The organism is Brevibacterium linens, assembly GCF_003999335.1.
GTDB lineage: Bacteria > Actinomycetota > Actinomycetes > Actinomycetales > Brevibacteriaceae > Brevibacterium > Brevibacterium linens.
Map to the genome: position 1 here is coordinate 3,045,189 of NZ_CP026734.1, position 25,874 is coordinate 3,071,062.

The 25,874-nt window shown below is 65.4% G+C and carries 27 protein-coding genes and 1 pseudogene; 12 read left to right on the plus strand and 16 right to left on the minus strand.

Annotated features, from left to right (window positions below; genetic code table 11):
- Nucleotides 1-53 precede the first annotated feature (53 nt).
- The 5 genes from CXR29_RS13770 to CXR29_RS13785 all read left to right on the plus strand — a co-directional run bounded on the left by CXR29_RS13770 (nt 54) and on the right by CXR29_RS13785 (nt 3,616).
- Nucleotides 54-1,190: a hypothetical protein gene (locus CXR29_RS13770; RefSeq protein WP_127364836.1), complete on the plus strand. Its 1,137-nt coding sequence runs from the start codon at nt 54-56 to the stop codon at nt 1,188-1,190.
- A 277-nt stretch (nt 1,191-1,467) separates the two neighbouring features.
- A complete protein-coding gene (locus tag CXR29_RS13775; RefSeq protein WP_257904175.1) occupies nt 1,468-1,914 on the plus strand; it encodes a GAF and ANTAR domain-containing protein in 447 nt (148 codons plus the stop codon).
- A 117-nt stretch (nt 1,915-2,031) separates the two neighbouring features.
- Nucleotides 2,032-2,352, plus strand: coding sequence for a hypothetical protein (locus CXR29_RS13780; protein WP_101555726.1), 321 nt, complete (start codon nt 2,032-2,034; stop codon nt 2,350-2,352).
- 203 nt (nt 2,353-2,555) lie between these two features.
- A complete protein-coding gene (locus tag CXR29_RS17360) occupies nt 2,556-2,702 on the plus strand; it encodes a hypothetical protein (RefSeq protein ID WP_164742834.1) in 147 nt (48 codons plus the stop codon).
- Nucleotides 2,703-3,307: 605 nt separating this feature from the next.
- The gene (locus CXR29_RS13785; protein ID WP_101555725.1) at nt 3,308-3,616 is read left to right on the plus strand and encodes a hypothetical protein; all 309 of its coding nucleotides are present in this window, start codon (nt 3,308-3,310) and stop codon (nt 3,614-3,616) included.
- Here CXR29_RS13785 and CXR29_RS13790 read toward each other — a convergent pair.
- The 9 genes from CXR29_RS13790 to CXR29_RS13830 all read right to left on the minus strand — a co-directional run bounded on the left by CXR29_RS13790 (nt 3,611) and on the right by CXR29_RS13830 (nt 12,229).
- Nucleotides 3,611-5,452, minus strand: a complete 1,842-nt coding sequence (locus tag CXR29_RS13790) for an MFS transporter (RefSeq protein ID WP_101555724.1) — start codon at nt 5,450-5,452, stop codon at nt 3,611-3,613. The genes CXR29_RS13785 and CXR29_RS13790 overlap by 6 nt on opposite strands.
- A 200-nt stretch (nt 5,453-5,652) precedes the next feature.
- Nucleotides 5,653-6,834 carry an NAD(P)/FAD-dependent oxidoreductase gene (locus CXR29_RS13795; protein WP_127364837.1) on the minus strand — a complete coding sequence of 394 codons (1,182 nt, stop codon included), beginning with the start codon at nt 6,832-6,834 and terminating at the stop codon, nt 5,653-5,655.
- Between the two features lie 66 nt (nt 6,835-6,900).
- Nucleotides 6,901-7,701 (minus strand): SDR family NAD(P)-dependent oxidoreductase, encoded by an 801-nt coding sequence (locus CXR29_RS13800; protein ID WP_127364838.1) that lies wholly within the window; start codon nt 7,699-7,701, stop codon nt 6,901-6,903.
- The gene (locus tag CXR29_RS13805) at nt 7,665-9,116 is read right to left on the minus strand and encodes an NAD-dependent succinate-semialdehyde dehydrogenase (protein ID WP_338142528.1); all 1,452 of its coding nucleotides are present in this window, start codon (nt 9,114-9,116) and stop codon (nt 7,665-7,667) included. The genes CXR29_RS13800 and CXR29_RS13805 overlap by 37 nt, the downstream gene beginning before the upstream one ends.
- 120 nt (nt 9,117-9,236) lie before the next feature.
- Nucleotides 9,237-9,635, minus strand: coding sequence for a general stress protein (locus CXR29_RS13810; protein WP_164742835.1), 399 nt, complete (start codon nt 9,633-9,635; stop codon nt 9,237-9,239).
- A 230-nt stretch (nt 9,636-9,865) separates the two neighbouring features.
- On the minus strand, nt 9,866-10,258 hold the full coding sequence (locus CXR29_RS13815) for a hypothetical protein (RefSeq protein ID WP_101556033.1): 393 nt from the start codon (nt 10,256-10,258) through the stop codon (nt 9,866-9,868).
- 77 nt (nt 10,259-10,335) lie between these two features.
- Entirely contained in the window at nt 10,336-11,319 is a 984-nt protein-coding gene (locus tag CXR29_RS13820) for a M56 family metallopeptidase (RefSeq protein ID WP_101556034.1), read from the minus strand.
- Complete coding sequence (locus CXR29_RS13825; RefSeq protein WP_101556035.1) at nt 11,316-11,705, minus strand: BlaI/MecI/CopY family transcriptional regulator; 390 nt, start codon at nt 11,703-11,705, stop codon at nt 11,316-11,318. The genes CXR29_RS13820 and CXR29_RS13825 overlap by 4 nt, the downstream gene beginning before the upstream one ends.
- A complete protein-coding gene (locus CXR29_RS13830) occupies nt 11,702-12,229 on the minus strand; it encodes a hypothetical protein (protein ID WP_101556052.1) in 528 nt (175 codons plus the stop codon). Before CXR29_RS13830 ends, CXR29_RS13825 begins: the two co-directional genes overlap by 4 nt.
- A 117-nt stretch (nt 12,230-12,346) precedes the next feature.
- Here CXR29_RS13830 and CXR29_RS13835 point away from each other — a divergent pair, with 117 nt between their 5' ends.
- The 5 genes from CXR29_RS13835 (at nt 12,347) to CXR29_RS13855 (ending at nt 17,199) form a co-directional block, all read left to right on the plus strand.
- Nucleotides 12,347-13,066: a DsbA family protein gene (locus CXR29_RS13835; RefSeq protein ID WP_127364840.1), complete on the plus strand. Its 720-nt coding sequence runs from the start codon at nt 12,347-12,349 to the stop codon at nt 13,064-13,066.
- Between the two features lie 3 nt (nt 13,067-13,069).
- Nucleotides 13,070-14,281, plus strand: a complete 1,212-nt coding sequence (locus CXR29_RS13840) for a hypothetical protein (RefSeq protein ID WP_127364841.1) — start codon at nt 13,070-13,072, stop codon at nt 14,279-14,281.
- 99 nt (nt 14,282-14,380) lie between these two features.
- On the plus strand, nt 14,381-15,127 hold the full coding sequence (locus CXR29_RS13845; protein WP_101556038.1) for a DsbA family protein: 747 nt from the start codon (nt 14,381-14,383) through the stop codon (nt 15,125-15,127).
- Nucleotides 15,127-16,017 (plus strand): cytochrome c biogenesis CcdA family protein, encoded by an 891-nt coding sequence (locus tag CXR29_RS13850; protein ID WP_101556039.1) that lies wholly within the window; start codon nt 15,127-15,129, stop codon nt 16,015-16,017. Before CXR29_RS13845 ends, CXR29_RS13850 begins: the two co-directional genes overlap by 1 nt.
- 3 nt (nt 16,018-16,020) lie before the next feature.
- Complete coding sequence (locus CXR29_RS13855) at nt 16,021-17,199, plus strand: hypothetical protein (RefSeq protein ID WP_127364842.1); 1,179 nt, start codon at nt 16,021-16,023, stop codon at nt 17,197-17,199.
- A 75-nt stretch (nt 17,200-17,274) separates the two neighbouring features.
- On the opposite strand, the gene CXR29_RS13860 is transcribed toward CXR29_RS13855, so the two are convergent.
- Complete coding sequence (locus tag CXR29_RS13860; protein WP_127364843.1) at nt 17,275-18,942, minus strand: bifunctional NAD(P)/FAD-dependent oxidoreductase/class I SAM-dependent methyltransferase; 1,668 nt, start codon at nt 18,940-18,942, stop codon at nt 17,275-17,277.
- 141 nt (nt 18,943-19,083) lie between these two features.
- Here CXR29_RS13860 and CXR29_RS13865 point away from each other — a divergent pair, with 141 nt between their 5' ends.
- The gene (locus CXR29_RS13865) at nt 19,084-19,644 is read left to right on the plus strand and encodes a helix-turn-helix domain-containing protein (protein ID WP_101556042.1); all 561 of its coding nucleotides are present in this window, start codon (nt 19,084-19,086) and stop codon (nt 19,642-19,644) included.
- Nucleotides 19,645-19,856: 212 nt separating this feature from the next.
- Here the strand turns inward: CXR29_RS13865 and CXR29_RS13870 are convergent, their stop codons facing one another.
- From CXR29_RS13870 to CXR29_RS18065, 6 genes and pseudogenes are all read right to left on the minus strand, one after another.
- Nucleotides 19,857-20,609 (minus strand): class I SAM-dependent methyltransferase, encoded by a 753-nt coding sequence (locus CXR29_RS13870; protein WP_127364844.1) that lies wholly within the window; start codon nt 20,607-20,609, stop codon nt 19,857-19,859.
- A 212-nt stretch (nt 20,610-20,821) separates the two neighbouring features.
- Nucleotides 20,822-22,150, minus strand: coding sequence for an MFS transporter (locus CXR29_RS13875; RefSeq protein WP_127364845.1), 1,329 nt, complete (start codon nt 22,148-22,150; stop codon nt 20,822-20,824).
- A gap of 137 nt (nt 22,151-22,287) precedes the next feature.
- On the minus strand, nt 22,288-22,521 hold the full coding sequence (locus CXR29_RS13880) for a hypothetical protein (protein ID WP_101556044.1): 234 nt from the start codon (nt 22,519-22,521) through the stop codon (nt 22,288-22,290).
- A gap of 512 nt (nt 22,522-23,033) precedes the next feature.
- Nucleotides 23,034-23,714: an SDR family NAD(P)-dependent oxidoreductase gene (locus tag CXR29_RS13885; RefSeq protein ID WP_205751079.1), complete on the minus strand. Its 681-nt coding sequence runs from the start codon at nt 23,712-23,714 to the stop codon at nt 23,034-23,036.
- A gap of 39 nt (nt 23,715-23,753) precedes the next feature.
- The gene (locus CXR29_RS17725; protein ID WP_240812212.1) at nt 23,754-24,212 is read right to left on the minus strand and encodes a cysteine desulfurase; all 459 of its coding nucleotides are present in this window, start codon (nt 24,210-24,212) and stop codon (nt 23,754-23,756) included.
- A gap of 70 nt (nt 24,213-24,282) precedes the next feature.
- Nucleotides 24,283-24,726: pseudogene (locus CXR29_RS18065) on the minus strand (aminotransferase class V-fold PLP-dependent enzyme); the annotation flags it as partial.
- Nucleotides 24,727-25,151: 425 nt separating this feature from the next.
- Here CXR29_RS18065 and CXR29_RS13895 point away from each other — a divergent pair.
- Nucleotides 25,152-25,817 (plus strand): PIN domain-containing protein, encoded by a 666-nt coding sequence (locus CXR29_RS13895; protein ID WP_164742836.1) that lies wholly within the window; start codon nt 25,152-25,154, stop codon nt 25,815-25,817.
- Nucleotides 25,818-25,874 lie beyond the last annotated feature (57 nt).

Below are 25,874 nucleotides of genomic sequence, written 5' to 3' on the forward strand. Positions count from 1 at the left end.
TTGCCAACACAGGAACCCCCGCGGATCCTCGAACCGATTCGGAGGATGACATCATGACTTCGCCCATCCAACTGGCCCGCACCTATGCGCGCTCCTATGAGGCATCGTCACGCAAGGACAAGGGCACGATCCTCGACACGGTCACTGAGGCCACCGGTTGGACTCGCGATCACGCGCGCCACCAGCTGCGCAGCCAGTTCCACCAGATCAGGGCCGGGGTTTCCCTCGACGCCGCCGTCGATCGCCGCCGCCTCAAACCGAAGAAGTTCTCCCCCCGCGCCCAGCGGGCTCTCGAACTGGTGTGGAAGTCGTCCGGCCGCCCCTGCGGCAAGTACCTCGAGGCGGCAATGTCCGACTGCCTCGACTCCTTGGAGAGGCACGGCCACCTCCGTGAGGGACGACACGGCTATTCGCCCTCGGTGCGAAGGGAACTGCTCGATATCTCCGCGGCGACGATCGATCGGTACCTGCGCGGAGCCAAGGCAGACGACCACGACGATTCGTGGCTGACCGGCACCGGGGCGGGGATGCGTGCTTCGCTTCCGCGCCACCGCATGCGCTCTCTCCTCGAGCCCGAACCCGGCTACTTCCTCGTCGAACTGCTGACGATCACGACACCGACCGGCGAGGACTGCGTCACAGTGACATTCACGGACGTCGAGATCGGGTGGGTGCACACGACGACTTTCGCCCCCGGTACGCAAGTCGTCGACATGCTCGCGCAGATGGTCCGCGCGGCGCCTTTCATCGTCACCGGAGTCCTGCCGCCTCCAGCGGTTCCGGACAGCGCCATCACTACGTGGGCGGAGGAGAACCTCATCGAGATCCACTGCACGAGCGATCTCCGGCAGGGATCTCGTGTGCCCGATCGGACGTTCAGCGGCCTAGACCTACCGCTCGGCACACCGCACGACATCGATGCCGCGATCGCAAGAGTCAACGAGCTGTGGGCGGCCTTGGCCGACCGACTAAACTACTTCATGCCCGTGAAGAACCCGGTAGGTTGGCGCCCCACTCCCTCAGGCGTGCGTCGACGCGAATACGACCAGCCGCGCACACCGGTCTCCCGACTCCTCGCATCCGGCATCCTCTGTCCCGAACAGACTCGGGAAGTGCGTGAGAAGAGTCAGGGACTCGACATCGCCGGGCTCACCGCACGCATCGCAGAGCTGAAGTCGACTCTGCACTGAAGGTACAGTTCACCGCGGGGCCCGGCGGGCAACGATGGAAAACCACCGTCGGGAACCATTGGCGAGCCCTGACGCGGACGAATACTGAAGACAGAGACAGCAAGCCCAGGGTCGGCACCTGAGACACCATTGGAGCGGCGTCTCCGATGGACGGGACCTCAGCAGTATCGACCGATGACATACCCCGCGACGCGGCTGCTGCTCCCGTGCCCACCGTTACCGATGACGAACGGCATCGACTGACGGCGCAGATCGGTTAGCGGGGTGTTTCGACTCCATCCGCGAGCATCGCATCGTCCGGGTCCCGGATCTCACCGAACCCACTCCCTGGCCCCGGTTCGCCTCCAGCGCAGTCACGGAGGGGGTGGGGAGCATGCTCGGCTTTCAGCTCTTCCGCGAGGCCGAGGGCCTCGGCGCGCTCAACTTGTACTCGAAGACGCCCCGCCCCTTCGACCAGGAATCGGAGGACATCGGACGCGGGGTGGCCGCCTATGCCTCTCTGGCTCTGGCGAATGCGCAGAAGCAGGGTCAGCTCTACGAAGCAAAGGCCTCGCGGGATCTCATCGGCCAGGACAAGGGAATTCACCTGGAACGGGACAAGATCAGCGGACACGGGGCGTTCCTGCTGCTCACGAAGGTGAGCTCGAAGTCGAACACGAAGCTGCGTGAGGTCGCCGAGGGCTTTGTCGGCACCGGTGTGCGGCCGAGCACGATCACCGACTGATCGGCCACGTCCGTCTTCTCACTTTCTTCGACCTACCACTTGTTGTCCCGTGCGGCACTGGGTTAATCTGAGAATCGGTCAAGCAGATGGCTCCGTCCTGGACTCAAGGGGACAACTGTGTACACGTTGCTCAATAACAGCGAAGCTTCCAAGTTCGATCTCTACCTCCCCGGAGAGCTCGTCGCCTCCCTTCACTACACGATCACAGCGGACGAGATCATGTTCGTCTACTGCGAAGCCATCGAGCCACTCGATTCGGAACGGCATTGCCGCGAACTCATGCGTCTGGCTCTCGAAGACTCACTGAATCGCCGGATCCCCATCACCGTCTCGTGTCCGATCGCGCGCAAGCATATCGACAACGACCCGGTCATCGGTGCCCATATGCAGACTCTGCCCAAGAACGTGGGGCATAAGCACGAGAACTCCGTCGAATAGGGCAGCGACCGCATCTGTCACACCTCTTGCGCCTCGGCATCGGTCTCGACATCCTGGGGCGACGAGAAACATCGTGCTCGTCGATCTCAGCGGTGAGGAAATTCTGAAGAAGGGCGCCAACAGAAGATCAGCTGTCCGCCGTCGCCGGCAACGACAACCTCCGAGACGTCGCCGGACACGACTTCAGCGCGAAGGACCTGCGCATGTGGCGGGCGACCGTCGTCGCCGCTCACGAGCTGCCATGGGCCGAGGCGCGGTTCGTGCCCGCCGATGTGCTGTCGTCATCTTCATCGTCTCCTCGTGTCAGTGTGCGTGTCGTCGGCTCCCCCGCAGCGGGAACGGCCGGATGACCCACTCTCCGGGTGCGGGACGCTCATCATGCTGAGTGCTCCCGAGCACTGTTCAGGGGGCCGCCGCCCCCGGCGGGTGCCTCAGACACCGTTGCCGTTCCGTGCCGCAGATTGAGCCGGAGTCTTGGTCGGGGCGCTGCGCAACCCCTCAGCGGCGATGAAATGTGAGTCTCGTACAGCCGCTGACATCGGCGCTGCACTTTGTCACGCTGTCAGTTCAGCCACCACCGACGATAAGGAAACAGCGGATGACACAGGCAGGTGCGATCGACGAACTGAACAGCCCTGCACCGCTCACTGCGCCGGAGCGCGGGCTAGCGCCTCGAGCGAGACCGGCCGCGGATGCGACAGCAGATGTGGGACCTCACTGAAATACCTGCGTAGAGGCTCCTTCGGCAGGTGCAGGAGTTGTGCGCTCGCGGCGATTTAGAAGCGGCAGACCGATCGCCGACAGCCCCTAGCCCTGCTCGAGAAGCAGAGCATACACTTCGGGAAGATTCGAGACCAGCGACCAGCGTGAGCAGGGAGCGCTGGGCCCGGATCGCTGGCACACTGGGCAGGACGAACCTCCTGCCGCGAAAGTCACGAGGCGAATCAGCAGACGTATGGACGATCAGAACCCGAAGCGCATCGACACCCACTCCGGTTACTCGTTCTCAGACGAGCGCGCGATCATCAGGCGGAGGCAGCTCACGGAGGCCGTTGATTTCTGGAACATATCGGTTGCCGGAGCGTGGCTGCACTATATCAGTCTTGGCGGTGAACTCACCGAATACGAGCTCGATGCCTATCTCCACGAGGCTTACTTCCTGGAGCCCTATCAGCACGACGTTCTGGCCGAGGCCGTCAATGAACTCATCGATATGCTTCCTCCGCCTCCGCGAGCCCCGCTGACCGACGAACCCGGTCTATGATCGGTCACCTCGGTATTCCAGCCTCCCGCGGCGGTTGCGATGGACGGCTCCCTGCCGAACTGCTTCACGCACCGCCGCACGGAAGCGTCCTGGGCCCCATCGTCGAGCCCCGATCGCACGGTAGAGTTCGACCTCACCGACAGGTTCCATGTCGCGGACGTAATCGATGATGCCGGTTACCTCGTTGGCCGAGACCTCGGGCGGAACGTCGCGGGAGGACACCGAAGGCCACGGCGCATAGACGCCGGCCGATCCCGGGCCTAGACGCAGACGCTCCCTTCGGCTTCCCGCCTCGGGGCCCGCCGACGATTCGGCTGCGGCGGCGGAGCCCGCCCGGTCACTGCGCTCGGTCCGCTCAGAGCCGCTTTCCGCAGCGCTTTCGGCACGCTCGGCGTCCTCGGCCGTCAGCGGGCGAGCGATGTCTTCGAGGTCGGCGCCTTCCGCTTTGACGCCGAAGAGCAGCTCGGCCACCCCGCCGAGCGCCATGACCGCGGCCCCGATGCAGAACGCCCAGGCCACTTGGGAGCGGTCACCGGACTCGATCATCCCGCCGAAGAGCATCGGACCGGCGATGCCTCCGGCGGCCGTACCGACGGCGTAGAAGAACGCGATGGCCAGTGCTCGAGTCTCCATCGGGAAGATCTCGCTGACCGTGAGATAGGCTGCGCTGGCACCGGACGACGCGAGGAAGAAGCACACGACGAGGATCAGGAGAAAGAGCCATTCGCCGCCGACTTCACCATTGAAGACGAAGGCGAGGACGACTGCGACGACCGCCGATCCGAGGTAGCTGAACGAGATCATCGGTTTCCGACCGATCGTGTCGAAGAGCCTGCCGAGGACGACGGGGCCGGCGAAGTTGCTCAGCGACCACAGAATGATGAAGATCGGCACCGAGGCTGCGGCGACTCCGTAGAAACCGCTGAAGATCGTACCGAGGTTGAAGGTGATGCCGTTGTAGAGGAACGCCTGACCGACGAAGAGGACGAGGCAGAGGATCGCGCGTTTGGGATAGATCGTGAAAGCGACCTTCATGATCTCGATGAACGAGATCGTCTTCCGCTGCCGGACGGTGATGGTCTTCTTCGGCGACGGCAGAGTCTGTGAGGTCTCCGCTTCGATGCCGTCTTCGATCTCGCCGACGATGCGTTCGGCCTCGTCGTTCCGACCGTGGATGAACAGCCACCTCGGACTCTCTGGAACGTTCTTGCGCACGACGAAGACGAAGATCGCCAGCAGCATGCCGACGGCGAAGGCCAGGCGCCAGCCGATCATCTTCGGCAGGATATCGGTGTTGAGGAAGAGCAGGGTCGTTGCCGCACCGCCGGCGGCACCGAGCCAGTAGGAGCCGTTGATGATGAGGTCGATGCGGCCCCGCATGCGGGCGGGGATGAGTTCGTCGATGGCCGAGTTGACGGCCGCGTATTCCCCGCCGATGCCGGCACCGGTGAGAAAGCGGACGAGGAAGAAGTACCAGGCGGAGAACGAGAATGCCGTGGCGACGGTGGCGACGAGATAGAGCACGAGAGTGATGAGGAAGAGCTTGCGGCGACCGAATCGGTCGGTGAGCTGACCGAAGACGATCGCACCGACGCAGGCGCCGAGGACGTAGATTGCTCCGGCCGTGCCGATCTGCCCTGCAGTCATGTCGATGCCGCTGCCCTCTTCGGTCATCCGAGCCGCGACGTTGCCGACCATCGTGACCTCGAGACCATCGAGGATCCATACACTGCCGAGCCCGACGACGACCATCCAGTGGAACCGGGCCCACGGCAGCCGATCCAACCGTGCCGGCACGTCGGTCTTGACCGTCCCGAGTTCAACTTTCTCACTCATCACACGCCTCCTGGACGACGCCACTCGATTGCCAGGCAGTCTAAGCACACTCCGCCGGGCCGACTAGGCATGGTGCGAAGGCCTGAAGGAGAGTACTCTGCGCCCGCAGCGCACGGTGGCGGTGAGCTGTAGGGTCGCGAGCCGGCGCGGCCACGGCTCAGCGTCGCCGGCCTCTGTGAGGTTCTTCCCGGAGACTCAGTTCACGAGATCCTGGTCACGAGGTCACCCGGTGTGTGGTCCCAGTCTTCGGCGAGGATCTCCCGCGCATCGTCGAGACGGTCCTCCATATTCACCATGAGGACTCCGCGCACGCGTCCGTCCTCGCCGAGGTAGTACACCACTCCATCCGTATGGGGCTTCTTCCAGTCTTCGACGGTGCGCAGCGCCGGATCGAGCTCGCCGACCGCCTGGTATCCGAAGTCGAAGACGTTCGTGTAGAAGTACGGTGTATGGGTGTAGGGTTCGTCCGCGCCGGCCATGATCCGCCCGACGGCCCTGCCCATCTGGGTGGCGTTGTCAACGTGTTCGACACGTTGTCGTCCGAGGATCCTGTCGGGATAGCGAGCAACGTCTCCGGCTGCGAAGACGTCCGGCTTTGAGGTCCGCAGCGACTGGTCGACGATGATCCCGTCGTCCGTGTCCAGCCCCGCCTCCTCTGCGAGCTGGGTCGCAGGTTCGATGCCGAGGCCGACGACCACGGCGTCGAACTCATGGGACTCGCCGTCGCAGTCGAGCACCACTCGATCGCCGTCGGCGTGCCCACCCGAGGCCTTCGTGCCCGGCACGAGAGTCACCCCGTGGCTGCGGTAGAGTTCGTGGAACTGTTTGGCGAGGTCCGGCGGGAAGATGGACCCGCCGAGGGTGTCGTCGTCGAAGATCAGAGTCGTTCGGGTCTTGTTCTGCACCAGGGCGGCGGCGAGTTCGGTGCCGATGAAACCGCCGCCGATGACTGCGATGCTCAGGTTCTGGCCCGACAGATCCCGCAGACGGCGGTAGTCGTTGAACTCGCGGAAGCAGATGACCCGTTCGCCTTCGTCCAGATCGATGCCCTTCGGTCTCCCGCCGGTGACGAAGAGCAGCTTGTCATAGGTGAAGTCGCCGTGGGTTGTCCTCACGGATTTCGCTTCGACGTCGACGGCGGTCGCCTCCGTGCGGAGGCTGATCCGGGCTCCGGTCGCCTCGGCGGTGTCGAAGTAGTTGTCGCTCTCGTCGAAACTCTCGTCGGTCCACAGTCGCTTGCTCAGCGCGGGACGCGTATAGGGCTCGTCGACGTCATCGCTGATGATGGCGATCGAACCCTCCTCGTCGATTTCCCGTATCCCCTGGGCCGCGGAGTCAGCGGGCATGCCGCCGCCGATGATCACATATCGGAACTCAGCCATGTCGGATGCTCCTCTTCCTGTCGTCTCTGCTGTGCCTGTATTCGGTGTTCGGGACGCTCTGGCGCACTAGATCGTGGCCACCGATCCAGCGTCCACGCGGTAGTTCGAACCGTTGACGAAGCTCGCAGCGTCCGAGCAGAGGAATGCGATGACCTTGGCCACTTCCTCCGGTCGGCCGCGACGTCCGAGTTCCATGAACGGGCGCTCCTCGCGCAGGAACGAGGCGATGGCCTCATCGAAGCTCGTTCCCTTCTGCTGGGCTCGCTCATTCATCATCTCGTCGGTCATCTGGGTCGCGATGAACGCCGGAGAGACGGTGTTGACCAGCAGTCCTTCGGAGGCGTAGGTGCGCGAGAGTCCCTTGGCCAAGGAGAGCATGCCGGCTTTGGCCGCACAGTACGGCAGCTCGTCGTCATAGGGCTGCACAGCGTCTTCGGAGGACACGAACACGATACGGCCCCAGCCGCCTCGGCGAAGTCCCGGAAGGAACGCCCGAGTGACACGGACCGGTCCCATGAGGTCGACGTCGATGGTTCGGTCCCAGCCCTCCTGGCTGATCTCGTGGAACAGCCCGCCGGCCCCGTGAATGCCGGCGACGTTGACGAGGATGTCGAGGTCGCCGACGTCGGCGGCGACGGACGCGGCGAGTTCGTCGACTGATTCGTCATCGGCGATATCGGCGTCGTGGACGTAGATCCGCTCCTTGAATTCGGCGAGCTCAGCGACTGCGGCTTTGAGTTCGTCGGGCTCGGGCCCGGTCATCACGACGACGGCTCCTTCGGCGAGGAGCTGACGGGTTGTCTCCAGCCCGATGCCCGAACTCGCCCCCGTCACCAGTGCCTTGCGGTCGCGAATGTTGAGATCCATCTGTCTCCTTCCGGTGTCTCGGACGACTGTCGGTCTGCTGTGTCAGGGCGTACGGATGAGCTTCTTGTTGACGAACTCGCGAACGCCCTCTGCGCCGAGCTCCCGACCGACGCCCGAGCGCTTGGTCCCCCGAAGGGCAGGTCGGGTTCGGTCCAGGTGGCCTGGTTGATCCACACCATTCCGGTGTCGATGCGGTCAGCGACGCGTTGGGCCTTCTCGATGTCGTCGCTGACGACCGTGCCGCCGAGGCCGAAGGACGAGTCGTTGGCCAGAGCGACAGCTTCGTCCTCGCCTGCGACCGAGTAGACGACCGCGACGGGTCCGAACAGCTCCTCCGAGTAGGCGCGCATCTGTTCGGTCACCCCGGTCAGCACCGTGGGTTCGACGAAGGCACCCGGACGGTCGACTCGGTGCCCGCCGGTGTGGAGCTTCGCACCGTGATCGATGGCGTCATGTACCTGCTCCATGAGTTCCTGCGCCGCTTTCTCGGAGGACAGAGGTGCCATCGTGGTGACGGAGTCTGCAGGGTCTCCTGCAACGAACTGCGACATCTTCGCCGTCATCAGCTCCACGAACTCGTCGTAGAGATCTTCGACCACGATGAGGCGCTTGGAGGCGATGCAGCTCTGGCCGGAGTTCGTCATCCGCCCTTTCACGGCGGCGGTGACGGTCGCGTCCAGATCCGCGGAATCGAGGACGATGAACGGGTCGCTTCCGCCGAGTTCGAGGATGGACTTCTTCAGATTGTGGCCGGCGGCCCCTGCCACTGCCGCTCCGGCGCCTTCGGAACCGGTCAGCGAGGCGCCGCGAACTCTCTCGTCCGCGATGATCGTCTGGATCTGATCATTGTCGGCGAAGACGTTGCGATAGCAATCGGACGGCAGCTGCGCATCGTTCATGACCTGTTCGAAGGCCAGCGCCGACTGCGGACAGTTCGAAGCGTGCTTGAGGATGATGGTGTTGCCCGCCACGAGGTTCGGCGCAGCCAGGCGGACCACCTGGTAGTAGGGGAAGTTCCACGGCATGACACCGAGTATCGGACCAATGGGTTCGTACTTCATCACCGCGCTGCCTCCACTGGACGGCGCGAGCACCTCGTCAGAGAGCAGCAGGGGTCCCTCTTCTGAGTAGTAGCGCAGAATCCTCGCTGCCAGTTCGACCTCTGCTTCGGCCTCGGCGCGCAATTTGCCCATTTCGAGTGTGAGGAGCTCAGCGAGGTCCCACCTGCGCTCGTCCATGAGATCCGCCGCTCGGGCGAGCGGTGCAGAACGTTCCCGGACATCGGTCGTCCGCCATGTCTGGAAGGCCGCGTCGGAGGCGTCGATGACGGCGGAGATCTCCTCGTCGCTGGCTGTGGGAAATTCCTTGAGGACCTCTCCGGTCGCCGGGTTCGTGGTGTTGAATTTCGCGGTCACGGCTTCTCCTTTCCTCGAGGTTCGTCACGGTGCTCTGCGGAGCAGCAATCGTCTCCGCTCCGCGACCTCTGCCGAACCGAGACTCCACCATCCCAAACGTCGACGTCCGCGACCAGCCCCTTACGGTGCCCGACGATAGCCTTTATAATCCGCACGGAGATCGGGGTCGTCGATCACAAGCAGAATCGCTCCGTTGTCGAGATCACTTTCGAACTTCTCTATTTCATCGGAGTCGAAGCCGTACCGCTGAAAGCGGTTCCTGAGTTCGTCGCCTCGTTCGTTGTATCGCTCGGCCACGAGTTCTCCGAGACCCTTCAGGAGTCCGCCGCCGGTTCCGACCACTTCGTCGACGCCTTCTGAATCGTGGGCGAAGACGTGCAGGGCCGTCTTCGGTATGCCCTCCGACTCGAGCTTCTTCAGCTGATTGAGCACACCGATGTCGTCGTGAAAGGTCTTCACGGTCGGCTTCTGTCTCGGCACGTCTGACTGCTGCGAGTTGAGATCGTCATTGCTTCCCATGCCGCTCAACATAGCATTGCAGAGTCGTGTCAGCACCGCGGATTCTGTCGGGCCGGGAAGCGACTCAGGCAGGCACGCCGCCCAGCATGGTGGCGATCAACCCCAGTACCGCCAAGGCCGCGATGACGATCACGATCACACGTTTGCGCATGTTCCGGATTCTACTGCGACCTGCCCACCGGATGTCCAAGGCGCCCGACTACGGGCCACCGTCACCACAGAGTCGCCCATCACCACGGGTTGGCCTCCTGCCAGCGACTGAACCAATAGCGGTCGCCCTGGTAGTGCGACTTCTCCGGCTTGCACCCTTTGAGATCCGAATGCTCCCCCAACCACTCCCGCACGAGCGGCATGACCTCGTCCAGACGTTCGACCCAGTCATCGAGCGGCAGCAGCAGGACCGCCTCGTCGACAGACGTCAGCCGGCACGAATAGTTCGGCAGACCCTCGGTGATCTGAGAATGCGTGTAGCTGATCTGATCGCAGCCGGTGGTGAGGTAGAAGCGGATGAACTCGCCGCAGACATAGGAGCACAGAGTTTTGAAGTTTCGATAGCGGATCATCCACGCCGGAGGCTGGTACTCCGACTCACCGTCCGACCCGACACCCTCATTTTCGTACATGCGTTCTATTGTAGGCCGGGCGGCCGACACGGGGAAGATCACCCGCAGCCAGACTGATCCGCCCGAAGCCGCAGCCCTCAGGGCAGGGTGCAGCCGGCGAGCAGTACGCCGATGTACGTGGCGATGACCGAAGAGAAGAGGACGCAGAAAGCGGTCAGTGCGCTGCTCAGAGCCGCCGTCGGAAGCAGCCCCGGCGACATCTTCACGGGAGCGACGAGCTGTCGGACCCGGTCAGGCCCGGCGATATTCAGCGCATGAGAACCGCCGAGGTGACCGCCCTCCCTCACCTGCGGGCCGATCTTGAGCAGGGCACTGGCGAGCGCGGGAGTGCCTGCGACCTTTCGCGCACGATCATCGGCCGCGATCTCGAGGTAGAGCGGGACGGAAGCTGCAACCTCAGCGAAGAGCGGGATGAACCGCAGCGGCCGCACGAAGGTCTCCACCAGAGCCATGATCCCGTGATGACCCTGGTCGACATGAGCCCTCTCGTGTTCGAGCACTGCCGTCAGCTCGCCGGGTTCCAGCGCCGAACACAGATGCTCAGACAGCACCACTCCCCCGTACCTGCGCGGCAGGGAGAAGGCCAGATGCCGGTGGCCGCTGATCATCCTGACGGTCCGTCCTGCCAGCTCGACGTCGATGGCCTCCCGGCCGAGGATTCGAGCCGTCGCAGCGTTCTCGCGGTGCCGCCGTCTGGCCAGAAACCCACCGCGGATGAGGAATCCGAGGGTGACGAGCAGAGGCAGGAGGAGGAAGAGAACGACGGGGATGAGCGTGTCGATCTGAGCACCGCCGAACGGGTTCGCCGCAATGAGGCAGCGCTGGCACACATCACCGATGGGCATCGGCAGCACATCGGGGCCTTTGAGCAGCCAAGCCGCCATGAGGCTGAGAGCGGACACCACAGCCCAGGACAACATCGGCAGGGAGAGGAGCGCGAACACCGCCAAGCGCGGGACGCGCATGAGGACCGGTGCGGCTGAACGAACGAGGGCGGGCCCGGCCCAAGCAAGGACGAAGGCGAGCGCAGCGACGCATGCTCCGCCGATCAGCAGGCTCATTCGGCGACATCCTTCGCGTCGAGGTAGTCGCGCAGCAGTCGGATGTCGGCGGCATCTATACCCTCGACGAAGTGGAGGATCGACGCCGCGCGATCCCCGCCGTCGATCAGGGCCGCCTGCATCGTCCGCGCCGTGTGCTGCTCGCGGCTGACGACCGGAGCGTGGAGGACCGAGCGGCCGCGACGCTCGCGACTGACGAGCCCCTTGCGCTCGAGGTTCGTCAGCACTGTGGCGATGGTCGTGTACGCGGGCTCGGCCTCCGAGAGTTCGATGATCTGCCGAACCGTGAGCGGCTCATGGTCCCACAGCAGTCCCATCACCTGCTTCTCGAGGGCGCCGAGGCGAATCGGCGAGGAGCCCCCGCCCCGATCGTCATCGTTAGTCATGAGCGGACGCTCCTTTCGGGCGAGGGAAGCGGGCACGAGTACTGGCCTTTGAGGCGGATGATCACAGCCACCAGCAGGAGGGCGACCGAAGCCGCGGCCAGGATCGGCTGGAGGGGCGCGAAGTAGGTCAAGGCGCCAGTGTAGCCCAGGGCGAGCAGCGCGATCTTGTTGCACACCGGGCATCCGACGGCGAACCATCCGAGCACTCCGCCCACGCCGCCGAGAACACCCGTCCGTCTCTCGGAGGCGGCATCAACACTGCCCGAACGTCCCTCGGAAGCGGTTCCCGGGCTGCGAACATAGGTGGCGATGAGCATTCCGAGCAGCACCGCAGTGAGGATCCACACCGGGTAGTCCCACCACACAGGCGGGATATCGCGGGCGAAGAGGGAGTTGGGAATGAGCACTGTCGCGAGGCCGATGACCACAGCGGACCCCGCGGCCGCGGCAACCGCCGAAGCGATGCGCCTGCGGTCCCAGAGCAGGAGGCCCCGGCAGGCGTCCTTGACAGCATTGACGAGCATGAGGCCTCTCTTCCGATGCGGCAACCGATACGAGTCTACTATGCACATTAGTATACTATGCTTCATAGTAAACATCGGCATCGACCCGGTCACACTCCACCGACTTAGGAGGCTTCTGTGCTTCGCACCGAACGCGGCCCCATGTTCTGGCTCGTCCCTCTGACCGTCATCATCCTCGCCACCATGGTCATCGGCATCGTCATCGCCAACCAAGGCGGCTCAGATGCCGATGCCCAAGAAGAGAGCTCGAGTTCGCAGAACGGCTCCGCCGAAGAAGACGTCGACCTGTCCTTCGTCGAGCACAGGGATCCTGACGAGGCGAATGCGGTCGGTGACGTCGACGCTCCGATCACTCTCGTCATGTACTCCGACTACCAGTGCCCCTACTGCGCCACATGGAACGAGGACACCCTGCCGGCCATGATGGACTACGTCGAATCCGGGGATCTGCGCATCGAGATGCGCGATCTCGCCGTCTTCGGCGAGGAGTCCGAGCGGGCCGCGCGCGCCGTCTTCGCCGCAGGCAAGCAGGATGAGTACTGGGACTATCACAACGCCTTGTTCGAAGGCGGCAAGCACCGCCCGAAGTCCCAGCTCGACGACGACTCACTCGTCAGCCTCGGCGAGGACCTCGGCCTCGATCCGATGCAGTTCAAACAGGAGATGAATTCGACCGAGGCCCACGAGCAGTTCGACACCGTCGCCTCCGAAGGGCAGTCGATCGGCGTTTCGAGCACACCGGCCTTCATCATCGGCGGCAAACCGCTGCTCGGCGCACAGCCGACCCAGCAGTTCACCGACGCAGTCGATGAGGCGCTCGCCCGAGCCGAGAGCTGAGACATGAAACGCCGCGCGGCAGCCGCCATGATCCTGCCCGCCTGCCTGCTCGCCCTGGGCTCGCTGACCGCCTGCTCGAGCATCGACGCGGACAGCGAATCGGCCGCCCCCCGGCCGGTGCACTCGCCGGCCGAGACACTCCGGCCGGCAGAGACGAACGGCTCGGGGACCACGAGTGCCGCGGAGAGCGGGGCCGGGGCCATCGACCCCGGCTGGGACGTGGCCGCGCAGGAAGCCGACGACGTCTTCCTGTCGCTGCACGAGGCCGAGTCCGATCTCGAATTCCGCGCCGTCGATTCGGACGGCACGATCCTGTGGTCGGCCCAGCGTCCGCGTGTGTGCTCCGGGTTCCTCGTCACCGACTCCGCAGACGGGCCGGTGGCCGTACTCATGGACCAGCAGTCCGGATCGAGCGGCTCGCTCAAGACGACGGCATCGGGCTTCGATCTCCACACCGGCGAGAATCTCTGGGGGCCCGTCGAGGTGCCCGGACCACTGCTCGGCAGCGGGCTCGTCTTCGCCGGCCCGCCGGAAGACATCATCGGCGCCGGCGGCCCTCGCACCGCCCTCGATCCCGCCAGCGGAGCAGAACTGGCCGTCGAGGACGACGACTCACCGCGGATCCTCGCGCTCCTCGACGGTCATCTCGTCCTCGCAGACGGCAAGGAGCTCATCGGCAAGGATGTCGAGGGTCGTCGACTGTGGACTCGTCCCGTCGCGGACCTCGGGCTCACGGCCGCCGAGGCTCGCGAGACACCCTGGGAGACCGTCGGCGGCTCCCACGCACTCCTCGGCAGCGGCGGCGGGCAGCGCACTCTGATCGACCTGCGTTCGGGAGACACCATCGCCTCCGGCATCGACGGCGCCGGCTTCGATTCGCACAGCCGCACTCTGGTGACCAGTGACTCGAAGTTGCACGGTTTCGGCCTCGACGGGACGAAGCGTTGGGATGCACCGTTGGACGGAGGTGCCGGGCTCTCCGCCGTCGGGGCCGGCCTCGTCGTCACCGAAGCAGGCGCCGGAGGTGACGCGGCCGACGCGGGCACGCAGACGAGGTCGGCCGACGTCGGGCGCATCCTCGATACCACCGAGGAGCTGCCCGAGCACGAAGACTTCGGCGCACCGCACCACATCGCCGACTCCGGCGCCCGACTCGTCGGCGATCCCGGAAGTCCCCTGCTCATCCCGCCCGTGGACCGATCAGCGAAGAATTGAACGGCCGTCGATGCCGGCGGTTGACGATCCGCAGCTTTCGGCGCGCGAGACCGATGAACTATAGTTTACTAAGCATCTTAGTAAACTAGGAGTGAGAGCATGGCCAAACATGCGGCACCGCGCCCGCAGTACCGCTGGTGGATCCCCGCCACGGTGGGCGCCATCGCCGTGGCACTCGTGCTCATGATCCTCGTCATCGACCGCAGCGGCGAGGAAGAGTCGACGCCCGCGGCCGGTGGTGCCGGCCCTGAATCCGAGGTCATCGTCACCGAGGTCGCCGACCCCGAGCAGTCCGACCTCGGCGACGTCGACTCCGGAGAAGAATCGGATCCGATGTCCGACGGTCCCGTCGACGCGCCCGTCAAGCTCGTAGTCTTCTCCGACTACCAGTGCCCCTACTGCGCCGCCTGGTCGCAGGACACGTTGCCGAAGATGCTCGACTACGTCGACTCCGGGGATCTGCGCATCGAATGGCGCGAGGTCAATGTGTTCGGCTCCGCGTCCGAACAGGCGGCGAAGGCCGCCTATGCCGCGGCCCTGCAGGACAAGCACTGGGAATTCCACAATGCCCTGTTCGCCGGCGGCGAGCCCCGCTCCCCCGACGAGCTCACGCCCGAAGCCCTGACCGCGGTGGCCGAGCAGATCGGACTCGACACCGAACAATTCACCGCGGACATGAACTCCGAAGAAACCGCCGCGGCGGTCGCGGACAATGCCGCCATGGGCACCGACCTCGGTGCGTTCTCCACCCCGACGTTCATCCTCGATGGGCAGCCGTACGTCGGGGCCCAGCCCACGGACGTCTTCGTCTATGCCGTCGAGGCGGCGAAGAAAGGACAGAACTGATGGACATCAGCCTGATCAGCGCCTTCATCGGCGGAATCCTCGCTCTGCTCAGCCCCTGTGCCGCGCTCCTGTTGCCGGCCTTCTTCGGCTCCACCGTCGGGGCGGGTTCGCGCCTGATCCTCCACGGCCTCATCTTCTATGTGGGCATGCTGCTCGTGCTCATCCCCTTGGGCATGGGCGCCGGCACGCTCGGGGCTCTGTTCACCTCCCACCGCGGCGCGATCGTCCTCGTCGCCTCGGCGATCCTCATCGTCCTCGGCATCGTCCAGTTCTTCGGCTTCGGCTTCGACCCGGCCAAGATGCTGCCGGGAGCCGATGCCGCCCGGCAGCGCTCCGCGCAGGCGACCGGGTGGACGAAGACCTTCCTCCTCGGCGCCACGAGCGGGATCGCCGGGGTCTGCGCCGGGCCCATCCTCGGCGCGGTGCTCACCCTGGCCGCGACGAAGGGCAGCTTCGTCCTCGGCGGCATCATGCTCGCCGTCTACGGGGCCGGGATGGTCGTGCCGCTGTTCATCATCGCGGCACTGTGGACCCGCGTGGGCACCCGGACCCGTTCGGTCCTGCGCGGAGGTTCGGTCTCTTTCCTCGGTCGCAGGCTGCCGATCATGTCGATGGTCACAGGTGTCCTGATGATCGCCGTCGGCATCGTGTTCTGGATGACCAACGGCCTCGTCTCGGCACCGTCGCTGGTGCCCACGACCGCTTTGGCCCATGCGCAGGAATGGGTGAGCTCGTGGTCGTCGACGACGACCGACATCATCGTCGTCTGCGTGCTGGCGGTGCTCGCGATCGTCCTGTGGTTCCGCCATGAGCGACGCCGCGCCCGGCGAATCGCTGCCGCGGCGGAGGACTCGGCGAAGCCGTCGCAGGCACCGAGGGCGAAGCACTGAACCATGCGCACCCGCAGACTCCTCTCCGCCCTCGCCGGACCGCTCATCGGCGTCTTCGCCCTCGCGGGCTGCTCCCAGGCCCCCGAGGACTTCGACCGGACGCCGGAGCAGGTCACGACCGAACTCGACGCTGTCGACGCCTCCGATCTGCAGCTGCCGCTGATCATCGAACCTCTCGAGCTCGTCGAGCCCGGGTGGGATCTGCCGCCCAAGCACCTCGGTGAGGTCTTCCTCTCTGCGAGCACCGGCGACGAGACTCTCGACTTCTCCGCCGTCGACGTCCACGGGTCCACACTGTGGCAGGCGAAACGGCCGAGCGGATGCACCGGATTCACCGTCAGCGTCGATGCCGACGGCACTCCGCTGGCCGTGCTCACCGATTCCGACTCGTCGACCGACTGCGACGAGGACGTCACCGCGAGCGCCTACGACCTCGAAACCGGCGAGCAGGAGTGGGGACCCGTCGACGTGCCCGGTCCCATGCGCGGACCGGGCACGGTCTTCGCCCCTGTCGACGCAGACCTCACCGAGGCGGTGGCCCTCGATCCGGCCACCGGGGATGAGGTGCCGGAACCGAGCACAGAGCCGAACCACGGGGACACGGATTCGGCGCGCCGCCTCGGCGAGTATCGAGGAATGTTCCTCGACGTTACCGACGGGAAGCTGATCGCCGTCGAGGACGGTTCCAGTGTGTGGGAGCATTCACTGGCCGACAACGACTGGACCGTCGATGAACTCGCGCCCGCCGCGGGCGCGAGCACCGGCGACGGGGTCGTCCACCTCGACACCGGCGACGGCGCGGGACCGGTGTTCGACCGTGAGACCGGGGACCTGCTCGATGACGATGCCCGCGGGGCCGCCCAGGATGCGAACACCGGGGCCATCGTCACGCTCGGCAAGCAGGGGCTGACGGTCATCGACGACACGGGTAAGAACGAACTGCCGGTCTCGGTGCCGCAGTCGGTCGAACTCGAGGCGGCGGTCGGAGGACTGATCTATCTGCGCGAGGAGGGCACACTGCGGGTCCACAACGCCATGACCGGCAGTCTTGCCCGCGGCTACCCGGCCGACGGCTCGGGTGTGGTCGCGGTGCCGGGGGCGTTCACCCCCGACGGCCTGGGCACGGTTAAGGCAGGCGATCGAACCCTGCTGGCCACCGACCGCGTTGTGGAGGAGGATTGATTACTCGTCGAGGAGTCCGCGGCTGATCGGTTCGCCTCGGCGACGCCGAACCAGCGGACTCGGCCGCGGACGCGCTCAGCGGCTCTCTCGCCGCCGCAGAACCAGCAGTCCGTCCTTGACCGTCGCAGTCTCCTGCCCATCCGGCCCCACGGCCTCACGAGGGCAGATCTCTTGGCGTTCGACTTCCCAGTCGACTCCGTCGAGCGCCAAGGCGGCGAGTTCCTCGGCAGGCTTGAGCAGCAGAGAGAACACCTTTTCAAGCGCGGGATCATTCGGGTCACTCACCCCGTGATACCGCAGCGACCAAGCCGGGATGTCCTCGGGGCCCTCGAAGACATGGGAGACGATGACCAGGCGACCGCCCGGACGCACCCGACCGGCAGCACGTCGGAGTATCTCGGTCCGCGGCAGCTCGACCTCGGAGTGGAAGAACGAGGCAGTGACGAGGTCGTACTCCGCTTCGGTCGCCCAGTCCGACAGATCCGCCGTGATCCACCCGATCGCATCCGATACGCCGGCTCCCCGCTCAATGGCTGACTCGGAGATGTCGACGGCGGTCACCCGCCACCCGCGATCGGCCAGCCAGACGGCGTCGGCCCCTTCGCCGCACCCGAGGTCGAGTGCCTCGCCCACCGACTCGCCCGGCAGCCTTGAGACCACCGCGGCCATGGTCGAGTTGACCCGCCCCGACCAACGGGCGGCACTTCCGGAATACTGGCTCTCCCAGTGCTGTCGGGCCGATTCCTCCTCGGCGACTGCGGTCCCATCGGGCCCCTCAGCGGCTGTGGCCTCCTCGCTTTCGTCTGCGCCGACTGCCCGATCGAATTCCTCGGTCACCAGCGCCATGTTGACCATGCCTGCCGTCATCGATCCGGCACCGATCGAGATGGGAACGTTCGCGGGAGGGTTGACGATGTTGCCGATCGCCCAGATGCGCGGATGACTCGTCCGTCCTGCAGGATCGACGGAGATGAAGCTGCCCATCGGGGTCTCATCGCGTGCGAGTTCCATCCCTTCGAGGTAGTCGTCATGGGGACGGCAGGACGGGGCGGTGAAGACGGCGTCGAGCTCGTGTGTGCTGCCGTCGTCGAGCCGGACTCCGGTGAGTCGATCGCCCACGGCCAGGACTTCGACCACGGGCGAGTCGACGAGCTTGACACCACGCGATCGCAGGCGGGCGGCGACCTCCGGCTCAAGCGGACCGCAGCCGGCGGTGAGGAAGACCAGGTCGTCGCTCCACTGTCGGATCAGCTCGGCCTGGTGCGGGGACATCGGCGAGGTTCCGAGCACGGCGAGGCGCTGTCCGCGAACCTCCCAGCCGTGGCAGTACGGGCAGTGCAGGACATCCCGCCCCCACCGCTCGGGCAGCCCCGGCACAGGCGGGAGTTCGTCACTGAGGCCGCTGGCAGCGATGAGGGACCGCGTCTCCAACGTTTCGCCGCCCGAGATCGTCACTCCGAGGCTTCGCTCGCGGTCCTCGACGTCGATGACCGTGCCCTCGCGGATCGTCACATCATAGGCCCCCAGCTCCTCCCGGCCGCGCCGCAGCAGCTCGGTCGGTTCGGCACCATCGCCTCCGAGCATCCCGTGCATATGGTCGGCGAACCGATTGCGAGGCCGGCCCGAATCGATCACGAGCACACGCCTGCGAGCCCTGCCCAATGTCAGTGCCGCCGAGAGACCGGCGACACCGCCTCCGGCGATGACGACATCCCATTCCTGATCTCTGACTCTCTCATTCATGCCGCCAGTCCAGTCGCTCACTTGCGGATGCGCAAACTTTCATGCACAATCAGCAAAAATTGACGCCGAAACCGGCCCGGCTCCGTCTCAGGCGGCTCAGGACGGAGACCACAGCCCGACCGGGCAGGTAGGGAGGACGAAATGAACGAGGAGCTCAAGCACATCGGCCCGCGACTGCGCGAGCTGCGGTCAAGCCGCGGATGGACCCTCGAGGCGCTGGCGTCCCGCGCCGGAATGTCCCCGAGCACCCTTTCAAGGCTGGAGTCGGGCAAGCGTCAAGCCAGCCTCGAACTCCTCGTCCCCCTGACGCGTCAGCTCGGCGTCAGCATCGACGGGCTCGTGACCCCGTCCGCCCCGGACCCCCGAGTGCGGCGGAATTCCGTGCGCCGGAACGGGATGATCATCACCCCTCTCGCCCCCGAAGGGTCCCTTGTCGCCACCTATAAGATCACCTACCCTCCGGTCGCCGAACCGCCGGAACCCAGAGTCCACGACGGCTTCGAATGGCTCTACATACTCTCGGGGAAGCTGCGGCTGCTCCTCGGCGATCAGGACCTCGTCCTTTCGCGCGGCGAAGCCGCGGAGTTCGACACCCGCCTGCCCCACAGCATCTCTGCGGCAGGCACTCGCCCGGCCCAGGCGCTGAGCATCTTCAACAGCGAAGGCATGCGCATGCACACGTATACTGCGGACGAATCGTGACGCTCAGCCGCCATGCGGTGCACGGCGATCACTACGACGAACACTGAGCACAAGTGATGCCGTTCGTCCGCCGCTGATCCACAGCGACTCCGAGCATCTGCGAGATGTGCGGAAACCCGCCTCCGACTTCCGTCGGCGGCGGGTTTCTTCACATCCCGGACGCCGTCGGCAGCGCCCTCCACGCGGAAGCCTCAGACGCGGATGCGGATCCCTCAGACGCGGATCGTGATGAGGTGGTAGTCGACCGGAATGCGCCAGATCTCACCGTCCCACGCTCCGCCGGACTCGGCCACGTCGATGAGAGCCCTTCGCGCCTCCGACCATCGTGAGCCGATAGCGCGGGCACCGACGACGATCGGGGCACTGTGCCGCTGCGTGAGGTCGACGAAGCCCTCGGGGGACGGCACTGCCATCGTGAACGTCCGCTCCTCGACTTCGGCATCGGCACCGACCACTCCCCGGATGGTCTCCGGTTCCTCATGCCACGGCGTTCCCGCCTCGGGGAAGTACGGGGCGAGGGCCTTGCGGATCCTGTCAAAGAAACCGCCGCCCGCCCAGCTGGTGAGTGCGACCACACCTCCGGGGCGAGTCAATCGTCGCGCTTCTGCCAAGGCGACCTGAGGATCATCGGCGAAGACGAGTCCGACCGTCGAACTGACGATGTCCGCCGAGGCGGTCGGAAGCGGCGTGGAACTTATATCGGACCGCACGAAGGTGAGGTCGTGACCGGCGGCGAGCGCCCGTCGCCTGGCCTCGTCGAGCAGAGACGCGGTGATGTCGACGCCGGTCACGGATCGAGCGCCCCTGTCTGCCATGGCGATCGCCGTCACACCGGTTCCGGTGGCAAGGTCGATGACGTCGGCCCCGGCAGGCTCGAGCGCATCCGCGAGATCCTCGCCGGGCTGCGACCACAGATCCCCGACGACCGAATAGTCGCCGACCGCCCAGAATTCCGCTGCATCCATGACATCCCCTCATCGGGCACTTCACTGACAACGCTGCGCACCCGCCGGCCGGCCGGGCCGAGAAGCAGCCCACCTCGGCCCGATGCCGTCGAGTCACACCAGCGATACTAACAATGACTCTCATTATCTACAGATCGGCTGCCGTTGGCGCTCTCGCGCTCCGAGTTCGGAACGTCGTCGATCCGCACGTGGAACGAGCCGTGCGTCCAGGGCTACGCTCTCTGCGCACTCACGCGGATGAGCACGAAGGCGAGCACGACGCACAGCAGGTAGGTGATGCCGACGGTGATCCAGCCGAGGACGAAGCCGCCGGGTGAGCCGACGATGAGTCCCATCAGCAGCGGGCCCAAGGCGAAGCCGAAGAACATTCCGGCCGTGACCATGCCGCTGGCCGAGACCATCGACGATGCCGGAATCGCGCGCATGAGCGCGGCCATGAGCACCACCGAGACGCCGAGCGCGGAGATGCCGTGGAAGGCCACGGCCACCCAGACGAGCAGAGCCCACCCGGCCGCGTCGGCGATGAGGAACAGCACCGCTCCGCCCAGTGCGATGAAGGCCAGGACCAGCAGCAGGCGGGGGCCCGAAGCGCCCTTGGCCATGCGCCTTGCCCAGGTGACTCGGGCGATGACGCCGATGACACCGGCCAGTGCGGCCGTGGCGCCGCCGAGGACGAGGGAGAAGCCCATCTCGCGGACGGCGAAGAGCGGTATGTACACGTTCGTCGCCTGCACACCGATGCCGTTGATGAGCCCGAACAGCGCCAGGGCCCACACCATGCCGGGGTGCCTGGCCGGACGGTCAGGTCCCGGCTCGGGGTCACGGTGGGCCGCCTCGGCGGGGGTGTCGGTCGTGTCGGTTGGGATGGTGCCAGGGGTGGGGTCGGCCGCCTCGGCGGGGGTGTCGGTTTCGGGTTCAAGGGTGGTGTCGGTCGAGGTTTTCGGAGCTGTCAGCAGCGGGGTGGTGCGCAGGGAATACCAGGTCAGCGCGAGCAGGATGAGCGGGATGATCGCAACGGTGAGCGCGGCGCCGCGCCAGCCGATGCCGAGCGCGAGGACGGGGAAGGCAAGGCTGGCGACGAGCTGGCTGACCTGAACCCCGGACTGTTTGATGCCGACCCAGCCGATGCGTTTGGTGTCGGGGACGCGTTCGAGGAGGATCCGGTTGGTCACTCCGTTGGGAAAGGATTGGGCGATGCCGGACAGGGCGGCGGCCACCAGCAGCAGCCAGAATCCGTCGGGCACGGCCACGAGCAGAAGGGCGAGTGCGGCGAGGACGAAGATGAACGCCATGAGCGAGAGGTCGGAATGCCGGTCGGCGAGGCGGCCCAGGGTGGCGTTGCCGATCGCGGCGGCGCCGAAGCAGGTGGTGGCGAGCAGACCGAAGTGGGCTTCGGAGATGCCGAGCTCGGCGATGATCGAATCGCTCGTGGCGCTGAGGCCGTAGAGCATGATGGGCCCGGCGGCGACGGCGCCGAGGAGGACGGCGAGCAGACCGATGCCCGGGGTCTTCTGGTCCGGGTTCCGGCCGTGGTCGGCCATTGCTCATCTCCTGTCGCCGGCATGCGTCAACTCAGCATGCTAGCCGGAGGCGGACGGCGGGTGGTGGGGTGTCTCAGGTGCGGCGATGCAACCGCGGTGGCACGGCACTACGGGGGCAGAACGGGCGCGGGTCCGACTCAGCCTTTCGACCGGCGCACCAAGGACCGGTAGGCCAAGGCGATGTCGATGGCGAGGATGCCGGCGCCTCCGACGAGGACGGCGAGCGCCACCGCCACCGGGTGCGGTTCGTTCCAGGCCAGCAGTCCACTCAGCACGGAGGCGAAGATGATGATGAGCGCCCCGTTCCGGAGGCGCCTGACCAGGTTGGCCTTCTCATCCGAGTTCTCAACGGCCTGCAGCGTGTAGGTCATCGTCACTCCATCTTGTCGTCGGCATCGCCGCGTGCTGCGGTCGGCATGCGCCTGTATCTGTCGGTCGCGCCCGTTCCGTCGGCACGGAAAAGGCACCGAGAGTGAGAGTAGCCTCGAGTTCGCGCTCCGATCGCCACATGAAGAAATTGTTGAATGTTGCAGATATTTCACAATGGCCGCCCTGCGTCGGTCGGCGGGGCCGGATGGCTGCCCGCCGCCGGAGAGACGCCGGACGATCGTTATGGCCGTGTTATCGAATTGCTGAGGGTTCGGGGCTCAGCGTCGGGAGACGTCGGGGTTCAGCGTCGGGACAGGTCGGGGTGCGGGACGACCTGCCGTGCTTCAACCTCGTCCATCAGAGCTGGGTGGTCCGCGAAGGTTCGGAGACCGACCGGCCGGGAGACGGCTGAGCGACCGCTTCAGCCGGCGAAGCTTCCGCGATCGTCGGACAGTCCGGATTTCAGCCCTTGCGCCGCGTCGTCAGCCAGGATCTCATTCACCCCTCTTTCGAACTAGTCAAGAACGGTGGCAGCGAGTTCTTCGGGGCGATTCTTGGGAACGTCGATCCCTGCCATCATGTCGGTGTCGGTGCTTCCGAGCAGTACGGAGGTGACCTGAATGCCCGTCCCCGCCAGCTCCTCCCGCAGTCCGTTCGACATCGCCCAGTTCGCCGCCTTGGACGCGCCATAGGAGTTCGAGTGCTCGTAACCCAGCCAGGCCATGACGGAGGAGACGTTGAGAAAAGCCCCTCCGCCGCGGTTTCGCATGGTCGGTGCGAAGGCTCTGATCATCCGCAGGGTACCGAAATAGTTGACCTCCATCTCCCGGCTGATGTCGCTCATCTCTCCGTCGATGAGGCGGGCGAAGGAGGAGAATCCTGCGTTGTTGATGACGATGTCTGCGTGGCCGACCGCGTGAGCCGCGTCGTCGACCTGCTGCTGGTCGGTGACATCGAGGCGAATGACCTCAGCCCCGGGCAGGTCGACCAGCTCTGGACGGCGCGCGGCCGCATACACTTCTCCGGCACCTCGCTCGAGCAGTTGAGTGGCGAACTGCTTCCCCAGCCCGCGGTTCGCGCCGGTGACGATGGCGACCCTGCAGCGCGAACACAAGAAGCTACTGGCACAGGCACGGGAGCTCGAGGCAACTGCGGGCAGGCTCGTAAGCATCCTCGAATCGCTCTGAGTTCTCATCAGCCGATCGTGACCGCTCGGGCCTCGGACGGCACCCCGTCAGGCAGGCGCGTAATCTGTCACAGCGTTGAGCGCCACATCGACATCGGCCTCGTCGTTGAAGAGGTGGAACCCGAAGCGCATGTTCCCTCCGGCCTGCGAGTACCTCACTCCGGCTTCGTCGAGTCGGTCGGGTGCACCGGGCCAGAACCGGTTAGCGATGTCGAGGTCGATCGAGACGATCGCGGAGTTCGCCTCCTCTAGGCCGAGCCCGGTTCTGAAACGCTTGGCCAAAGCGAAATCGTGAGTGTGGATCCGGTCGACGCCGACGTCGAGCAGCAGCTCGAGCGCGGGCGCCGTGCCGACCCACGAGTGCCGGGCCGGTGAGATGTCGAAGGCGCGGGCACCGTCGGCCAGATGCATCGGCATCCCGTAGCTGGCCGCTCCCCCGGGCTGCGAACCAGCCTGCCGCCAGAGGCTTGAGTCGGTCGAAGAACTCAGCGCGGTGCGTTTGGTCATCGTGTGCGGCTGCCAACTGCGACGGCATCGTGAGGAACGCCGTCCCGCGAGGGGCGCACAGCCATTTGTAGGCGGCGACGGCGAGGAAGTCGACGTCGGCGGCGCTGATCGGCAGCCATCCGGCCGCTTGGGTCCCGTCGAGGACGGTGAGCGCCCCGACCTCTCGGGCGGCACGGGTGACCGCCGGAAGATCGGCGACCTCGCCGGTCGCGGACTGCGCAGCGGAGAAGGACACGAGCGTCGTGGACGCGTCGACCGCCTCGGCGAGGGTGTCAAGCGGCGCGGTGCGCACCCGCACGCCGCGGTCGGCGTGGACGGCGAATGGGTAGACGCCGGAGGTGAATTCGATGTCGGGGATGAGGACCCCCGCGCCGTCGGGAAGTGCCGTGGCGATCGGGGCGAGCAGCTGGGACACGGCCGCCCCGGTGGCCACCTGATCTGCGGGAACACCGACGAGGCGGCCGAAGAGTTCGCGGCTGGAGTCGACCGATTCCGCCCACCGCGGCCACGGCACGCTGCCGACCCGCTATTGGTCGAGGGATCGCTGCATCGCCTCCCACCCGCGCCGAGGCGGCGGACCGTATGAGCAGGAGTCGAGGAAGGCCGTCTGCACGTCCCATTCGGTGCGCGCCTGCGCGATGGTCAAGGGGTGGGCGGAAGGGGCCGCAGTTTCGAAGTCGGCCCGGGCGGAATCGGCATTGATGTCCCTGCCAGCGAATCTAGCACTGGAACGACGGGGGCGCCTCGGCGAGTAGACCGAGAGATCGATATCCCCCACGCCTCTCGACGATGCGCACTTGGTGGATCGTTATGAACGGCCGCCGTCGTTGGCAATTTCTCCCACCGCTTTACACTTTGAAACCTTCGTGCAATACTCATCGACATAGCTCCTCGCCGTCCTCCGGGACTGGCGAGGCTTTTTTACATCCAGGAGCCGCAATGTCGCAGCTGCGAACCGCCATCGTCATCGACTACCAAAATCTGCACTTGACCGCGCATGGCCTATTCGACAGGTACCGACCTCCTCACGAATCGCTCATTCATCCAGGCCAGTACGCCAAGAACCTCATACAGCGGCGAAACTCCATCATCAGGGACCGGTCAGAAGCTGTTCTCACAGAAGTCGACGTCTATCGAGGTCTTCCCAACGCCAAACACGACCCAGATTTCTATGGTCGAAACCTTGCCCATAAATCGCAGTGGGAGCGGGACCCATCGATTCACGTTACTCACCGCCCTCTTAAATACACCTACAAATATGCGGATGATGGCACCAGGGCCACCGATGGACAGGGAAATTTCCTCATTGCCAAGCGTGAGGAAAAGGGCGTAGACGTACTGTGTGCATTGGGTCTTGTGAGGCGCTCCCTTGAAGATGACATTGACCTCGTCATCCTCTGCACTCAAGATACGGATCTTTCTCACGCTATCGACGAAGTACTCCACTACGGACAGGCCAGAGTGGAGACGGCTTCATGGTTCGCTAAAGACGAATACAGGCGCAGCAAGGAGATTCGACCCAGCCTTAAGGGAATTCGGATCTGGAACACTCGCATGGGGCAGCGAGAATTCTTCGGAAGCATTGATCGCACACAGTATTTCTAAGTCGGGCGACGAAGCCTTGCGTGCCGAGTCAACGCGACTGGCAAAGAGCTCCAACTG

Bases quoted from the DNA above. Each gene is read 5' to 3' on its own strand.
- CXR29_RS13770 (WP_127364836.1), top strand. From the start codon at position 54: ATGACTTCGCCCATCCAACTGGCCCGCACCTATGCGCGCTCCTATGAG.
- CXR29_RS13795 (WP_127364837.1), bottom strand. From the start codon at position 6,834: ATGGCTGAGTTCCGATATGTGATCATCGGCGGCGGCATGCCCGCTGAC.
- CXR29_RS13815 (WP_101556033.1), bottom strand. From the start codon at position 10,258: ATGTACGAAAATGAGGGTGTCGGGTCGGACGGTGAGTCGGAGTACCAG.
- CXR29_RS13885 (WP_205751079.1), bottom strand. From the start codon at position 23,714: ATGAGAACTCAGAGCGATTCGAGGATGCTTACGAGCCTGCCCGCAGTT.
- CXR29_RS13825 (WP_101556035.1), bottom strand. From the start codon at position 11,705: ATGACTAACGATGACGATCGGGGCGGGGGCTCCTCGCCGATTCGCCTC.
- CXR29_RS13860 (WP_127364843.1), bottom strand. From the start codon at position 18,942: ATGAATGAGAGAGTCAGAGATCAGGAATGGGATGTCGTCATCGCCGGA.
- CXR29_RS13845 (WP_101556038.1), top strand. From the start codon at position 14,381: ATGGCCAAACATGCGGCACCGCGCCCGCAGTACCGCTGGTGGATCCCC.
- CXR29_RS13870 (WP_127364844.1), bottom strand. From the start codon at position 20,609: ATGGATGCAGCGGAATTCTGGGCGGTCGGCGACTATTCGGTCGTCGGG.
- CXR29_RS13855 (WP_127364842.1), top strand. From the start codon at position 16,021: ATGCGCACCCGCAGACTCCTCTCCGCCCTCGCCGGACCGCTCATCGGC.
- CXR29_RS13840 (WP_127364841.1), top strand. From the start codon at position 13,070: ATGAAACGCCGCGCGGCAGCCGCCATGATCCTGCCCGCCTGCCTGCTC.
- CXR29_RS13785 (WP_101555725.1), top strand. From the start codon at position 3,308: ATGGACGATCAGAACCCGAAGCGCATCGACACCCACTCCGGTTACTCG.
- CXR29_RS13895 (WP_164742836.1), top strand. From the start codon at position 25,152: ATGTCGCAGCTGCGAACCGCCATCGTCATCGACTACCAAAATCTGCAC.
- CXR29_RS13875 (WP_127364845.1), bottom strand. From the start codon at position 22,150: ATGGCCGACCACGGCCGGAACCCGGACCAGAAGACCCCGGGCATCGGT.
- CXR29_RS13820 (WP_101556034.1), bottom strand. From the start codon at position 11,319: ATGAGCCTGCTGATCGGCGGAGCATGCGTCGCTGCGCTCGCCTTCGTC.
- CXR29_RS13810 (WP_164742835.1), bottom strand. From the start codon at position 9,635: ATGGGAAGCAATGACGATCTCAACTCGCAGCAGTCAGACGTGCCGAGA.
- CXR29_RS13880 (WP_101556044.1), bottom strand. From the start codon at position 22,521: ATGACCTACACGCTGCAGGCCGTTGAGAACTCGGATGAGAAGGCCAAC.
- CXR29_RS13850 (WP_101556039.1), top strand. From the start codon at position 15,127: ATGGACATCAGCCTGATCAGCGCCTTCATCGGCGGAATCCTCGCTCTG.
- CXR29_RS13790 (WP_101555724.1), bottom strand. From the start codon at position 5,452: ATGAGTGAGAAAGTTGAACTCGGGACGGTCAAGACCGACGTGCCGGCA.
- CXR29_RS17725 (WP_240812212.1), bottom strand. From the start codon at position 24,212: ATGACCAAACGCACCGCGCTGAGTTCTTCGACCGACTCAAGCCTCTGG.
- CXR29_RS17360 (WP_164742834.1), top strand. From the start codon at position 2,556: ATGTGGCGGGCGACCGTCGTCGCCGCTCACGAGCTGCCATGGGCCGAG.
- CXR29_RS13800 (WP_127364838.1), bottom strand. From the start codon at position 7,701: ATGGATCTCAACATTCGCGACCGCAAGGCACTGGTGACGGGGGCGAGT.
- CXR29_RS13830 (WP_101556052.1), bottom strand. From the start codon at position 12,229: ATGCTCGTCAATGCTGTCAAGGACGCCTGCCGGGGCCTCCTGCTCTGG.
- CXR29_RS13865 (WP_101556042.1), top strand. From the start codon at position 19,084: ATGAACGAGGAGCTCAAGCACATCGGCCCGCGACTGCGCGAGCTGCGG.